This window comes from Streptomyces sp. AC627_RSS907 (assembly GCF_019049165.1).
On record NZ_JAGMUE010000070.1, the window covers coordinates 1 to 13635 of the forward strand.

At 72.7% G+C, this 13635-nt stretch carries 12 protein-coding genes; 6 read left to right on the forward strand and 6 right to left on the reverse strand.

Annotation, left to right across the window (positions count from 1 at the left end):
* Nucleotides 1–145 precede the first annotated feature (145 nt).
* Complete coding sequence (locus KUM32_RS17280; protein ID WP_217142805.1) at nucleotides 146–1753, reverse strand: RDD family protein; 1608 nt, start codon at nucleotides 1751–1753, stop codon at nucleotides 146–148.
* A 264-nt stretch (nucleotides 1754–2017) separates the two neighbouring features.
* Here KUM32_RS17280 and KUM32_RS17285 point away from each other — a divergent pair, with 264 nt between their 5' ends.
* Complete coding sequence (locus KUM32_RS17285) at nucleotides 2018–2431, forward strand: SsgA family sporulation/cell division regulator (protein ID WP_217142806.1); 414 nt, start codon at nucleotides 2018–2020, stop codon at nucleotides 2429–2431.
* A gap of 20 nt (nucleotides 2432–2451) precedes the next feature.
* Here KUM32_RS17285 and KUM32_RS17290 read toward each other — a convergent pair whose 3' ends face one another.
* Together KUM32_RS17290 and hppD are read right to left on the reverse strand one after the other, a co-directional pair.
* Nucleotides 2452–3888 (reverse strand): FAD-binding oxidoreductase, encoded by a 1437-nt coding sequence (locus tag KUM32_RS17290; protein WP_217142807.1) that lies wholly within the window; start codon nucleotides 3886–3888, stop codon nucleotides 2452–2454.
* A 148-nt stretch (nucleotides 3889–4036) separates the two neighbouring features.
* Nucleotides 4037–5182 (reverse strand): 4-hydroxyphenylpyruvate dioxygenase, encoded by a 1146-nt coding sequence (gene hppD / locus KUM32_RS17295; protein ID WP_217142808.1) that lies wholly within the window; start codon nucleotides 5180–5182, stop codon nucleotides 4037–4039.
* 125 nt (nucleotides 5183–5307) lie between these two features.
* Between hppD and KUM32_RS17300 the strand changes: the two genes are divergently transcribed.
* From KUM32_RS17300 to KUM32_RS17320, 5 genes are read left to right on the forward strand one after another with little or no spacing between them, the layout of a single operon-like run.
* Nucleotides 5308–5790: an Lrp/AsnC family transcriptional regulator gene (locus tag KUM32_RS17300; protein ID WP_217142809.1), complete on the forward strand. Its 483-nt coding sequence runs from the start codon at nucleotides 5308–5310 to the stop codon at nucleotides 5788–5790.
* Nucleotides 5791–5816: 26 nt separating this feature from the next.
* Nucleotides 5817–6464: an ABC transporter permease gene (locus KUM32_RS17305; RefSeq protein ID WP_217142810.1), complete on the forward strand. Its 648-nt coding sequence runs from the start codon at nucleotides 5817–5819 to the stop codon at nucleotides 6462–6464.
* Nucleotides 6457–7797 carry a betaine/proline/choline family ABC transporter ATP-binding protein gene (locus tag KUM32_RS17310; RefSeq protein WP_217142811.1) on the forward strand — a complete coding sequence of 447 codons (1341 nt, stop codon included), beginning with the start codon at nucleotides 6457–6459 and terminating at the stop codon, nucleotides 7795–7797. The genes KUM32_RS17305 and KUM32_RS17310 overlap by 8 nt, the downstream gene beginning before the upstream one ends.
* Nucleotides 7794–8639 (forward strand): ABC transporter permease, encoded by an 846-nt coding sequence (locus KUM32_RS17315; protein ID WP_217142812.1) that lies wholly within the window; start codon nucleotides 7794–7796, stop codon nucleotides 8637–8639. The genes KUM32_RS17310 and KUM32_RS17315 overlap by 4 nt, the downstream gene beginning before the upstream one ends.
* Nucleotides 8636–9604: a glycine betaine ABC transporter substrate-binding protein gene (locus KUM32_RS17320; protein ID WP_217142813.1), complete on the forward strand. Its 969-nt coding sequence runs from the start codon at nucleotides 8636–8638 to the stop codon at nucleotides 9602–9604. The genes KUM32_RS17315 and KUM32_RS17320 overlap by 4 nt, the downstream gene beginning before the upstream one ends.
* A gap of 7 nt (nucleotides 9605–9611) precedes the next feature.
* Here the strand turns inward: KUM32_RS17320 and KUM32_RS17325 are convergent, their stop codons facing one another.
* The 3 genes from KUM32_RS17325 to KUM32_RS17335 form a co-directional block, all read right to left on the reverse strand.
* Complete coding sequence (locus KUM32_RS17325) at nucleotides 9612–10391, reverse strand: S16 family serine protease (RefSeq protein WP_217142814.1); 780 nt, start codon at nucleotides 10389–10391, stop codon at nucleotides 9612–9614.
* A 326-nt stretch (nucleotides 10392–10717) separates the two neighbouring features.
* A complete protein-coding gene (locus KUM32_RS17330; protein WP_217142815.1) occupies nucleotides 10718–11377 on the reverse strand; it encodes an IclR family transcriptional regulator in 660 nt (219 codons plus the stop codon).
* A gap of 300 nt (nucleotides 11378–11677) precedes the next feature.
* Entirely contained in the window at nucleotides 11678–13474 is a 1797-nt protein-coding gene (locus KUM32_RS17335; RefSeq protein WP_217142816.1) for a DEAD/DEAH box helicase, read from the reverse strand.
* Nucleotides 13475–13635: the final 161 nt, after the last annotated feature.

Sequence of the window (13635 nt, forward strand, 5' to 3'; positions counted from 1 at the left end):
GGGTGGGGGTTCGGTCGGGTGGGACGGTTCTGTGGGGTCGTGGGTGGGCGGGCGGCGAGGCCGCCGTGGCGTCAGGTCCCGTGGGGGAGACGGGCGGTGGCCGCCTCCCCGCGGGGAGGCCGCACCGCGCCCGGCGTCCGGGCGGTCAGTGCGCCACGAACGTACGGGCCGCCTTGTCGTGCCAGCACTGGTGCCACGGGCGGTCGAAGAGACACCACGCCACACCGACGACACCGACGGCCAGGAGACCCGGGACGCTGTAGACCAGCCAGCGGCGCACGGACGCGCCGAGGGACGGGGGCTCGTGGGCCTCGATGTCCCGTACCTCGAGACCCAGCAGCTTCTTGCCCAGGGTGCGGCCCCACTTGGCGGTGGGCAGCGCCTCGTAGACCACGCCGAAGAGCAGCAGGACGGCCAGCACGATGCCCAGGTACGTGGCCGTCGTGGCGTCGAGCAGCCAGACCGTGACGGTCTCGCCGGAGAGCTTGGCCTCGTCGATCTTGTCGTTGACGTGGTCGATCGCCTTGGCACCGAGGGGTACGGCGGCCACGGCGGTGACGCCGGCGAGGACGACGGTGTCGATCAGCCGCGCGGCCAGCCGCTTGCCGAGCCCGGCGGGGCGGGCCGCCGCCTGACGCCGGGCGGCGGCCTGGAACACGTCCTCGACCGGCGGCTTCCAGGGCGCGACGGGCTGCTCGTCGCCGCCTGCGAGCCGGTGCACCTGCTGTGCCCAGGAGGACTGACCGCCGCCGGGACCGGCCGTCACCGGGGCCGAGGCGGCCGGCAGTGGAACGGAGGGCTGTGGCACGGACGGCTGTGGCGCGACCGGTGGCGGGGCGGCCGGGAGCGGGGCGGCCGGCTGTGGGGCGGCGACCTGGTGGGGGACGGCCGGGCCGTTCACGCCGCCCGGCTGCTGCGGGCCGGAGAGGGCGGTCGGCGCACCGGCCCCCGGGGCCTGTACGGCCTTCCCGGCGTCCGGGCCGGCGGCGCGCGGGACCGGGCGGAAGGTGAGGGTGCCGTCGTCGGTGACGGTGCCGTCCGAGGCCGGAGCGCCCCCCTGGGCCCCTTCCGTCGGGCGCCGGAAGACGAAGGTGTTGCCGGACCCGGCCTCCGCGTCGCCGGACGCCGTCCCCGCCGAGCCGTCCGCCGACGCGGCACGGGGCCCGCCGGGAGCGTCCCCGGCCGTCCCCGCACCGGACGCTCCACCGGCACCGGCGCTGGGGCCGGCACCACTCGGTCCCCCGGCCCCGGCCCGGGGATCATTCGCGGCCCCCTCACCGGCGGATCCCCTTCCGGACCCCGGGCGGCCGGTGTCGGCGGTGCCGCCCTCGGCAGGGCCGGTCACGGCCGCCGCTCCCCCGGCCGCCCGCGCGTGCGGGACCCTCGGGTCGGGGCCCTGGGCGGGGTCCGGCCAGGCGACACGGTGGTTCGGGTCGTCGGTGAAGCCGGGCTCGCGGGAGCGGTCGGCGCCCCAGGACGAGGCGGCCTCCGGCCGGCCGGCGTGCGGGGACGCGGCGGCGTGCGGCGGCTCCTCGACCGGGTCCTCGTCGAAGAAGTGCGGACCGGTCTCCTCCACGGAGGCCCGCGCGCCGGGCGGCGGCGCGAGCGGCTCGCCGTCCTTGGGTGCGGGCCTGCTCGTGCCCGGCATCCAGGATGCGCCGTTCCAGTACCGGACGTATCCAGGAATGGATGGGTCCGGGTAATACCCTTCGCGGGGCCTGTCGTCGCCGGGGGCCGGGGTTGGGGCGCTCATGTCCGTCGTCCCGTATCTGCTCGGGGGTTGATAAGGGGGCCTCAACATCTACCAGACGGGCGCAATCCGCACCGCCGGTCCCGCCGGACCCGCCCCTTTCGGGCCCCCTCGTGCACAGACCTTCACACCCGGGACGGAGCCGGGGAGAAAAAGTTCCGCGAACCCGCGTAACGCCGGCGGCCCCCGCCGCTCTCCCTCGTGCGGGCCCGCGTCCGGCGGGCCGGACGGACCCGTACGTCATCCGTACGAGAGAGGACACCCGCCATGCACCCCACCGTCGTGGAGCGCGAGCTGGAGATGAGGCTCATCCTGTCCCCCGAGCACGCCGTCCCCGTGCCGGCCCTGCTCGGCTACCACAGCGACGACCCCTACGCCGTCCACGTCATCTTCCACATCAACTCCTTCCAGCCGGTGCACTGGACGTTCGCCCGCGACCTGCTGGTGGAGGGCGTGTTCCGGCCGTGCGGGGACGGGGACGTGCGGGTGTGGCCGTCGAAGGCGGCGGGCCGCGGTGTGGTCCTGATGGCGCTGAGCAGCCCGGACGGCGACGCCCTCCTGGAGGCGCCGACGGCACAGGTGTCGGCCTGGCTGGAGCGGAGCCTGCGAGCGGTGCCGCCGGGGACGGAGGGCGGGCGTCTCGGCATCGACGACGGTCTGGCCGAGCTGCTCGCCCGGTGAGGGGCGCGGAGCGGAGCGGGTCAGAAGAGCTTGCCCGGGTTGAGGATGCCCAGCGGGTCGAAGACCTGCTTGACGGCCCGCTGCATCTCCAGTCCCACCGGTCCGATCTCGCGCGCCAGCCACTCCTTCTTCAGCACGCCCACGCCGTGCTCGCCGGTGATGGTGCCGCCGAGTTCCAGGCCGAGGGCCATGATCTCGTCGAAGGACTCGCGGGCCCGCCGGGACTCGTCGGGGTCCGCCGCGTCGAAGCAGACGGTGGGGTGGGTGTTGCCGTCGCCCGCGTGGGCGCAGACCCCGATAGTGAGGCCGTACTTCGCCGCGACGCGCTCGATGCCCTCCAGCATGTCGCCGAGCCGGGACCGGGGCACGCACACGTCGTCGATCATCGTCGTGCCCTTGACGGCCTCCAGCGCGGTGAGCGACAGGCGCCGCGCCTGGAGGAGGAGTTCGGACTCGGCCGCGTCGTCGGCGGGGACCACCTGTGTGGCGCCCGCGGCCTCGCACAGCGCGCCGACGGCGGCGAGGTCGGCGGCGGGGTCCGCGGTGTCGAAGGCGGCGAGCAGAAGGGCCTCGGTGGTCTCCGGCAGGCCCATGTGGGCGAGGTCGTTCACGGCCTTGACCGTCGTGCGGTCCATCAGCTCCAGGAGGGACGGCACGTGCCCGCCCTCCATGATCCGGCAGATCGCGTCGCAGGCGGCGGACGCGGAGGCGAACTCGGCGGCCAGCACCAGTTGCCCGGGCGGCTTCGGGCGCAGGGCGAGGACGGCCCGTACGACGATGCCGAGGGAGCCCTCGGAGCCGACGAACAGGCGGGTGAGGTCGTACCCGGCGACGCCCTTGGCGGTGCGGCGGCCGGTGGTCATCAGGCGGCCGTCGGCGAGGACGACGTCCAGGCCGAGGACGTACTCGGCGGTCACCCCGTACTTGACGCAGCACAGGCCGCCGGAGGCGGTGCCGATGTTGCCGCCGATCGTGCACGTCTCCCAGCTGGAGGGGTCGGGCGGGTAGTACAGCCCGTGCTCGCCGACCGCGCGCGACAGCGTGGCGTTGACGACGCCCGGTTCGACGACGGCGACGCGGTCGACCGGGTTGATCTCCAGGATGCGGTCCATCCTGGTCAGGGACAGCACGACGCAGCCGTCGGTGGCGTTGGCCGCGCCGGACAGGCCGGTGCGGGCGCCCTGCGGGACGACCGGGACGCGCAGCTCGGTGGCGGTGCGCATGACGTGCTGGACGTGCTCCACGGTGCGCGGCAGGACGACCACCGCGGGGGCGCCCGCCGGGCAGAAGCTCGCCATGTCGTTGGCGTAGGAGGCCGTGACGTCGGGGTCGGTGAGGACGGCCCCGGCGGGCAGTCCGGCGAGCAGCCGGTCGACGAGGGTGCCGGGGACCGCCGTGGCCGCGCCGGCCCCGAGGGCTGCGTCGTCCTCGTCACGAGGCGCTTCGATACGGCTCATGGATCACAGGTTCGCACCCGGGGCCGACCGGTGTGAACCCGTCGGCGGCACCCGGCGCGAGCCCCGGGTGGTCGCCGGGGCCCTGACCGGGAGGGGAGCGGGGCGAGTCCTGCGGGCAGGGCCCGCCCCGGTGGCCGGCCGCGGACGGTCAGAGGTTGCCGCGCTTGGCCTGCTCGCGCTCGATCGCCTCGAACAGGGCCTTGAAGTTGCCCTTTCCGAAGCCCATCGAGCCGTGCCGTTCGATGAGCTCGAAGAAGACGGTCGGGCGGTCCTGGACCGGCTTGGTGAAGATCTGCAGCAGGTAGCCGTCCTCGTCGCGGTCGACGAGGATCTTCAGCTCGCGCAGGGTCTCGACGGGGACGCGGGTCTCGCCCGCCCACTCGCCGAGCGTGTCGTAGTACGAGTCGGGCGTGTCCAGGAACTGGACGCCTGACGCCTTCATCGTGCGCACGGTCTGCACGATGTCGTTGGTGTTCAGCGCGATGTGCTGCACGCCGGCGCCGCCGTAGAACTCCAGGTACTCGTCGATCTGCGACTTCTTCTTGGCGACGGCGGGCTCGTTGATCGGGAACTTGACCTTGAGGGTGCCGTCGGCGACCACCTTGGACATCAGCGCGCTGTACTCGGTGGCGATGTCGTCGCCCACGAACTCCTTCATGTTCGTGAAGCCCATGACCTTGTTGTAGAAGCCGACCCACTCGTTCATCCGGCCGAGCTCGACGTTGCCGACGCAGTGGTCGACGGCCTGGAAGGTGCGCTGCGCGGGCGGCTCGACGATCGGGTCGGCGGCGGCGTAGCCGGGCAGGTAGGGGCCGTCGTAGCCGGTGCGCTCGACGAGGGTGTGGCGGGTCTCGCCATAGGTGGCGATGGCGGCGAGGACGACGGTGCCGTGCTCGTCCTTGACCTCGTGGGGCTCCGCGAGCGAGCGGGCGCCGTGCTCGACGGCGTAGGCGTGGGCGGCGCGCGCGTCCGGGACCTCGATGGCGAGGTCGACGACGCCGTCGCCGTGCTCGGCCACGTGCTGGGCGAGGAAGCGGCCCCAGTCGGTGGCGGGCTTGATGACGGAGGTGAGGACGAAACGGGCGGAGCCGTTCTCCAGGACGTAGCTCGCGGTCTCGCGGCTGCCGTTCTCGGGTCCCGCGTAGGCGACCAGCTTCATGCCGAAGGCGGTGGAGTAGTAGTGCGCGGCCTGTTTGGCGTTGCCCACGGCGAAGACGACCGCGTCCATTCCCTTGACCGGGAAGGGGTCGGCCTGCCGGGCGGTGTCGGGAGTGTGGTGTGTGGTCTGCGTCATAGCCGCAGGGTCTCCCGGGTCCGCAAGGTGCGCAATAGTTCGCGCATTCGCTGGGCAACCTGACCAGTGATACGCCGGTGGGGCCGGGCGATGTGTACAGGATGACCAGCCGGGAGGGTGCGGGGATGGGGATCGACCGACTGGACGGGCGGATCATCGGCCTGCTGGCCCGGGAGCCGCGGATCGGGGTGCTGGAGATGTCCCGGCGGCTGGGAGTGGCGCGCGGCACCGTGCAGGCGCGGCTCGACCGCCTTCAGTCGAACGGAGTCATCCGCGGCTTCGGTCCTCAGGTGGACCCGGCGGCGCTCGGCTACCCGGTGACCGCGTTCGCGACGCTGGAGATCCGGCAGGGCCAAGGGGCGGACGTACGGGCGCACTTGGCGACCGTGCCGGAGGTGCTGGAGCTGCACACCACGACGGGCACCGGGGACATGCTGTGCCGGCTGGTGGCCCGCTCGAACGCGGATCTCCAACGGGTGATCGACCGGGTTGTCGGTTTTGATGGCATCGTGCGGGCCGCCACGGCGATCGTCATGGAGAACCCCGTTCCGCTGCGGATCATCCCGCTGGTGGAGCAGGCGGCCCGCGACCAGGGCGGCAGCGACTGAGACCGGCGGACCGGAGGTGAGCGGCGGTGAACTTCTGGGAGTTCCTGGGCAGCCGCCACCAGCAGCTGCTCACCGACGCCTACCAGCACGCCAGCGCGGTCTTCCAGTGCATGGTCGTGGCGACGCTGCTCGGGGTGCTGATCGGCGTGGTCACCTACCGCAGCGAGTGGGCCGGGAACCTGGCGACCCTGACCACGTCGACCGTCCTGACCATCCCGTCGCTGGCCATGATCGGCCTGCTCATCCCGATCGTGGGCCTGGGCGTGCCGCCGACGGTGACCGCGCTGACCCTGTACGGGCTGCTGCCGATCGTGCGCAACGCGATCGTCGGTCTGCGCGGCGTGGACCCGGCGCTGGTGGACGCGGCCACGGGCATCGGGATGTCGCGTCCGGCCCGGCTGCTGAAGGTGGAGCTGCCGCTGGCCTGGCCGCCGATCCTCACCGGGATCCGGGTGTCGACGCAGATGCTGATGGGCATCGCCGCGATCGCCGCCTACGCCTCCGGCCCGGGCCTCGGCAACGAGATCTTCCGCGGGATCGCCTCGCTGGGCAGCAAGAACGCGCTCAACCAGGTCCTCGCGGGCACGCTCGGGATCATCGTCCTGGCGTTGCTGTTCGACGCCGCCTACGTCCTGCTCGGGCGGCTGACCATTCCGAGGGGGATCCGTGCCTGAGACGACCGAGCCCGCTCGCGCGAACGGTGACAGCGCCGCCACCGGGGCGGCCATCGAGCTGGATTCCCTCACCAAGCGCTATCCCGGCACCCCGCAGCCGGCCGTCGACAACGTGTCCATGGAGATCAGGGCGGGCGAGACGGTCATCTTCGTCGGCCCCTCCGGCTGCGGGAAGTCCACCACCCTGAAGATGATCAACCGGCTGATCGAGCCCAGCAGCGGCCGCATCCGCATCGGCGGCGAGGACGTCACCGACATCGACCCGGTGAAGCTGCGCCGCAAGGTCGGCTACGCGATCCAGGCCTCCGGCCTCTTCCCGCACATGACGGTCGCCCAGAACATCGCGCTCGTACCGAAGATGATCGGCTGGTCGAAGTCCCGGATCCGCTCGCGCGTCGAGGAGATGCTCGACCTGGTCGGGCTGGACGCCGCGGAGTTCCACGGCCGCTATCCGCGTCAGCTCTCCGGCGGCCAGCAGCAGCGGGTGGGCGTGGCGCGGGCGCTGGCGGCCGATCCGCCGGTGCTGCTGATGGACGAGCCGTTCGGCGCGGTCGACCCGATCACCCGGGACCACCTCCAGGACGAGCTGATCCGGCTCCAGCGCGAACTCCACAAGACGATCGTCTTCGTCACCCACGACTTCGACGAGGCGATCAAGCTGGGCGACCGGATCGCCGTGCTGCGCGAACGGTCCCACATCGCGCAGTTCGACACCCCGGAGGCCATCCTCACCAACCCGGCGGACGACTTCGTCTCCGGCTTCGTGGGCGCCGGGGCGGCCCTGAAGCGGCTGAACCTGACCCGCGTCCGGGACGTGGGGATCACCGACTACCCGACGGTGACCGTGGAGGACCCGCTCCAGCACATCTTCGACCGGCTGCGGGAGGCCGGCACCAACGAGATCCTGCTCCTCGACCGGCGCGGCCGGCCCTACAAGTGGCTCCGGCGCGGCGACCTGATGCGGGCCAGGGGTTCGCTGGCGCGGGCCGGGACGCTGGTGCACGACACGGTGACCAGGGACGCGACGCTGCGGGACGCGCTGGAGGCGGTGCTGACCGACAACACGGGACGGGTCGCGGTCACCGGGCGGCGCGGGGAGTACGAGGGCGTCGTCGACATGGAGACGCTGATGAACTCCGTGCACGAACTGCTGGAGGCCGACCGGCTGGACGCGCTGGAGCACCGGCACGACCTGGAGGAGGCCCGGGCCGGCCAGACGCACTCCGAGCAGGAGGGCACCGCGGACTTCGAGGACCCCGAAGGCCGCAAGGGCCCCGGCGGCCTCGGAGGCCCGGGAGGCACCGGAGGCTTCGGAGGGGAGGCGAAGGCGTGAGCACCGCTTCCGGCCGGCGGCCCGACGGCGACCACGACAACGGGCTCGTCCACGACGACGACGAGGAGCAGGAGGCTCCCCCGCCGTCCCCGGCCGCCACCAGGCGGCGGGTCACCTGGCAGAAGCTGACCTTCCTGCCCGCGGTCCTGGTCGCCGTACTGCTGGCGACCTGGCTGTGGTTCCGGCAGGCCGATCTGGACACGCTGAGCGAGAACGCCCTGTCCCACGGCCAGGTCTCCAAGGCCCTGTGGCAGCACGTGCAGCTCACGGTGATCTCCACCTTCTTCGTGCTGATCATCGCCATCCCGCTGGGCGTCCTGCTCACCCGCCGGATGTTCCGGAAGGTCACGCCGGTGGCGATGGCCCTCGCCAACATCGGGCAGGCCACCCCGGCGATCGGCCTGCTGGCGCTGCTGGTGATCTGGCTGGGCATCGGCCGCAGGTCCGCCCTGATCGGCATCATCGTCTACGCCATCCTGCCGGTGCTCTCCAACACCATCGCCGGCCTCAAGGCGAACGACCCGACGCTGCTGGAGGCGGCCCGCGGCATCGGCATGTCCCCGCTGGGCGTGCTCACGCGCGTGGAGCTGCCGCTGGCCGTCCCGCTGATCCTGGCCGGCGTGCGCACGGCCCTGGTGCTGAACGTCGGGACGGCGGCCCTGGCGACCTTCGGCGGGGGCGGCGGCCTGGGCGTGCTGATCACCACCGGCATCACCAGTCAGCGCATGCCGGTGCTGGTGCTCGGCTCGATCCTCACCGTCGCCCTCGCGCTGCTGGTGGACTGGCTGGCCTCGCTCGCCGAGCTGCTGCTGCGCCCGCGCGGTCTGGGAGCGGCGACATGAGACGGCGTACGTGTCTGCCGGCGGCCGCCTCGGTCCTGGTGGTGCTCGCCGGCTGCGGTCTGACCAGCGGCTCCCCCATGGTCGACGACGTCGAGCCCGGCTCGATCGGGAAGGGCCGGCCGTTGGAGGGCGCCGATCTCACCGTCACCTCCAAGCAGTTCACCGAGCAGCTGATCCTCGGCGCGATCATGGGCATCGCCTTCGAGGCGGCCGGCGCCGAGGTGCTCGACCGCACCGGCATCCAGGGCTCCGTCGGCACCCGCGCGGCGGTCGAGAACGGCGACGCGGACGCCACGTACGAGTACACGGGCACCGCCTGGATCACGTACCTGGGCAACAGCCGGCCGATCCCCGACCCGCGGCAGCAGTGGGAGGCGGTGCGCGCGGCCGATGCGAGGAAGGGGCTGACCTGGCTGCCGCCGGCGTCGATGAACAACACCTACGCGCTGGCGACGAACCAGGCCAACCACAGCAGGTACGGCACGTCGACCATGTCCGAGGTGGCCGAGCTGGCGAAGAAGGACCCCGGCGCGGTGACGCTGTGCGTGGAGGGCGAGTTCGCCAACCGCGCGGACGGGCTGCCGGGGCTGCAGAAGGCGTACGGGACGAACGTCCCGGCCCGGAACATCACGCAGATGGACACCGGCATCATCTACACCCAGACCGCGAAGGGCGCCTGCACGTACGGCGAGGTCTACACCACCGACGGGCGGATCAAGTCCATGGACCTGGTGGTGATGGAGGACGACCGGACGTTCTTCCCGAACTACAACGCGGCGCCCATGGTCCGCACGGCCACCCTGAAGAAGTGGCCGGCGATCGCCCCCCTCCTCGCCCCGGTCACCAAGGCGCTGACCAACGATGTCGCGCGGACGCTGAACGCGAAGGTCGACGTGGACGGGGAGGACCCGCACCAGGTGGCGCTGGACTGGATGGTGGAGAAGGGCTTCGTGAAGGAGGGCTGAGCGGCACTCAGCAGGCGGGGACCTCGCCCTTGCCCGACTCCAGCGCCCGGAGCGACGCGACCGCGCCCTTCAGGGTGGTGACCGGGATCAGTCTGAGCCCCTTCGGCAGCTGGGCCTGAGCCTGTGAGCACTCCGCCTTCGGCACCAGGAAGACGGTGGCCCCGTCCCGCCGGGCGGACTGCGTCTTCAACGGCACGCCGCCCACGGCACCGACCTCGCCGTCGGCGGTGATCGTGCCGGTACCGGCGATGACCCGGCCGCCGGTGAGGTCGTCGGGGCCCAGCTTGTCGATGATGCCGAGGGAGAACAGCAGACCGGCGCTGGGGCCGCCGACACGCTTCAGGCGCAGGGTGACGTCGACGTCCGAGTCCTTGAGGTGCAGGTAGCCCAGCGCGGCCGTGATCGCCGAGTCCTGGGACTCCTTCATCTGCTCCTCGTTGTGCTTCTCGATCTCCTTGAGGTCGTCGCCGCTCGGGTAGACGGCGTCGCGCGGCATCACCGCCCGCTCGGTGTCGAACCAGTTGTCGAGCACGTCACCGAGGCGGATGTCCGCCTCCGGGCCGGTCGCCTCGATCGCGGTCATCCGCAGCTGCCCGCTCGTGGCGTGGGTCGGCGCCCCCTTGACCGTGATCACCGGCGCGCCCCGGTGGCTCCCGAGCACGTCGGCCGTCAGCCCGGGCCGCGCCACGGAGAACGGCAACGGCGCGAACACCGCGGTGGCGAGCAACGCCACGACGGGCAGGCCGCAGACTGCGAGGAACTGGGGGCGCGTGAGACGAGAGAGCACGAGGCCAATCTAACGCGAGGCCGCTGCCGCCCCGGCTACGGGCAGTACCGCGTTCCAGCGCGAGCGGCACCGCGCCCGGGCGGGGCGGCACCGCGCCCGGGCAGGGCAGCACCGCCACCCCGCCCGCGGACAGTCACCTGCCGCCCCGGGCCGCGGGCAGCAGCCACCCCGGGCCGTGGCCGGCAGCCGCGCCGCCGTGGCTGCGGTCAGTGGTGCCTCCCCCGTGCCTGAACGGCCTGAGGAGTACCCCGGGGCGGCACGGTGGGCGCAGCGGCACCCCGCGGCGCCGGGCCCGCGCCGCCGCACGGCGCGTCACACACGCCCGCTCACCGCAACGCCTCCGCCACCTCCCGCGCCGCGTCCATCACCCGCGCCCCCACCCGCTCCGGCACCACGTCGGCCAGCATCACCACCCCGACGCTGCCCTCCACCCCCGTCACCCCGAGCAGCGGCGCGGCCGCCCCGCAGGCCCCGGCCTCCAACTCGCCGTGGGTCAGGGTGTATCCGGGCCCGCCCTCCTCGCCGCCGCCGACGGGCAGCGACCGCCGGGCGGAGAGGATCGCCTTCCCCGCGGCCCCCCGCTCCAGCGGATGCCGGAACCCCGCCCGGTAAGCCACGTGGTAGTCCGTCCAGGTCGGTTCGACGACGGCCACGGCCAACGCCTCCGCCCCGTCCACCAGCGTCAGGTGGGCCGTCGCTCCGATGTCCTCGGCCAGCGACCGCAGCGCGGGCATCGCCGCCTCGCGCACCAACGGGTGCACCTGGCGGCCCAGTCCGAGCACCCCGAGTCCGACCCGGGCGCGTCCGCCCAGGTCCCGGCGTACCAGTGCGTGCTGTTCCAGCGTGGCGAGCAACCGGTACACGACAGTGCGGTTCACGCCCAGTTTGTGGGATAGCTCGGTGACGGTCAGCCCGTGGTCCGTATCGGCCAGCAGTTTGAGGACCCGCAGTCCCCGATCGAGCGTCTGAGAGGTCTCCGCGGTCACGACGCCCACTCCTTAGTGGTGAGGTCGGCGGCCCCCTCGCGGCGGTTGCGTCACCGAGTCCCGTCAATGACGCGCTTCAGAGGCCGCCGATCGGCTGACGGCCCGGCCTTCTGCCCGGGCCCAGTCGCTTCACGGCTGCGCTCCGCGGCAGCGCTGCCACGGGGCGTGCGTAGCGGGACAGTAGCGACCAGGTTCGCTCAGCGGAAGGCTCCGTCCAGAATCCGGGCGGCGACCGGTAGGGACTACCTGTGTTTGTCCGGATACGTACAGCGCTCGCGGGGTGACCTCGGTCCCCGGGCGTCACTTCATCCGCGTCGCCCACTCCTGCACCTTGGCGATGCGCTGGCGCAACTGCCCCGCGGTGGCCTCGGCGCTGGGCGGGCCGCCGCACACGCGGCGCAGCTCGGTGTGGATCACGCCGTGCGGCTTGCCGCTCTGGTGGACGTAGGCGCCGACCATGGTGTTGAGCTGCTTGCGCAGCTCCATCAGCTCCTTGTGGGAGACGACCGGGCGCCGCTCGGCGGGCAGTTCGAGCAGGTCGGCCTCGTCGTCCGGCTTCCTGCGGCTGTGCGCGATCTGCCGGGCCTGCCGCTTCTGGAGCAGGAGTTGCACCTGGTCGGGCTCCAACAGCCCCGGAATGCCGAGGTAGTCCTGCTCCTCCTCGCTCCCCGGGTGGGCCTGCATGCCGAACTCGGCGCCGTTGTACATGACCCGGTCGAAGACGGCGTCGGACTCCAGCGCCTCGAAGGGCAGCATGTCCTGCTCGCCGGTGTCCTCGTCCTGCTCCCGGTTCGCCTCGTCCATCTCCTTCTCGGACTCGGCGTACGGGTCCTCCTCGCCCTCCTTCTTGGGCCTGTCGAGGACGTGGTCGCGCTCGCGCTCCATCTCGTTGGCGAAGGTGAGCAGGTCGGGCACGGTCGGCAAGAACACGGAGGCGGTCTCGCCGCGCCGCCTCGACCGGACGAAGCGTCCGACGGCCTGGGCGAAGAACAACGGCGTCGAGATCGTCGTGGCGTACACGCCGACCGCGAGGCGGGGCACGTCGACGCCCTCGGACACCATGCGGACGGCGACCATCCACCGGTCGGTGCCCGCGCTGAAGTCGTCGATGTTCTTCGACGCGCCGGTGTCGTCGGAGAGCACGACGGTGGCCTTGGTGCCGGTGATCTCGCGGATCAGCTTGGCGTAGGCGCGGGCGGAGTCCTGGTCGGCGGCGATGACGAGGGCGCCGGCGTCCGGGATGGCCTTCCTGACCTCGGTGAGCCGCTGGTCGGCGGCGCGCAGCACGGCGGGCATCCACTCGCCGCGCGGGTCCAGCGCGGTGCGCCAGGCCTGGCTGACGGCGTCCTTGGTCATGGGCTCGCCGAGCCGGGCGGCGATCTCGTCGCCGGCCTTGGTGCGCCAGCGCATGTTGCCGCTGTAGCTCATGAAGATGACGGGGCGGACGACGCCGTCGGCGAGCGCGGAGCCGTAGCCGTAGGTGTAGTCGGCGGCGGAGCGGCGGATGCCGTCGTTGCCCTCCTCGTACGTGACGAAGGGGATCGGGTTGGTGTCGGACCGGAAGGGCGTACCGGTCAGCGCGAGGCGCCGCGTGGCCGGCTCGAACGCCTCCAGGCAGGCCTCGCCCCAGGACTTGGAGTCACCGGCGTGGTGGATCTCGTCGAGGATGACGAGGGTCTTGCGCTGCTCGACGCGGTTGCGGTGCAGCATGGGGCGCACGCCGACGCCCGCGTAGGTGACGGCGATGCCCTGGTACTCCCGGCTGAGGGGCCCGGCGCTGTACTCGGGGTCCAGCTTGATCCCGATCCGCGCCGCGGCCTCCGCCCACTGCTTCTTCAGGTGCTCGGTCGGCGCGACCACGGTCACCTGCTGCACGACGTGGTGGTGCAGCAGCCAGGACGCCAGCGTCAGCGCGAACGTGGTCTTGCCGGCGCCGGGGGTGGCGACCGCCAGGAAGTCCCGGGGCTGCTCCTGGAGGTACTTCTCCATCGCCCCCTGCTGCCAGGCCCGCAGCTTGCTGGCGGTGCCCCACGGGGCGCGGCCGGGGAAGGCCGGGGAGAGGTGGTGCGAGGTGCTGGAGCTGGCGGTGGTAGTCACGGTCTCCGAAGGGGGTAGAACGGCTCGGCCACGTATGACAACCGGGCCACCCTACCGGCGCCCCGACGCGGCCGACGCCCGCACCTGGGCGGGTCGCCCCCGGGTGGGACGGACGTCACAGCCGCCGGGACCGCCCCGCGATCACCGCGGCCGGGCCGCCT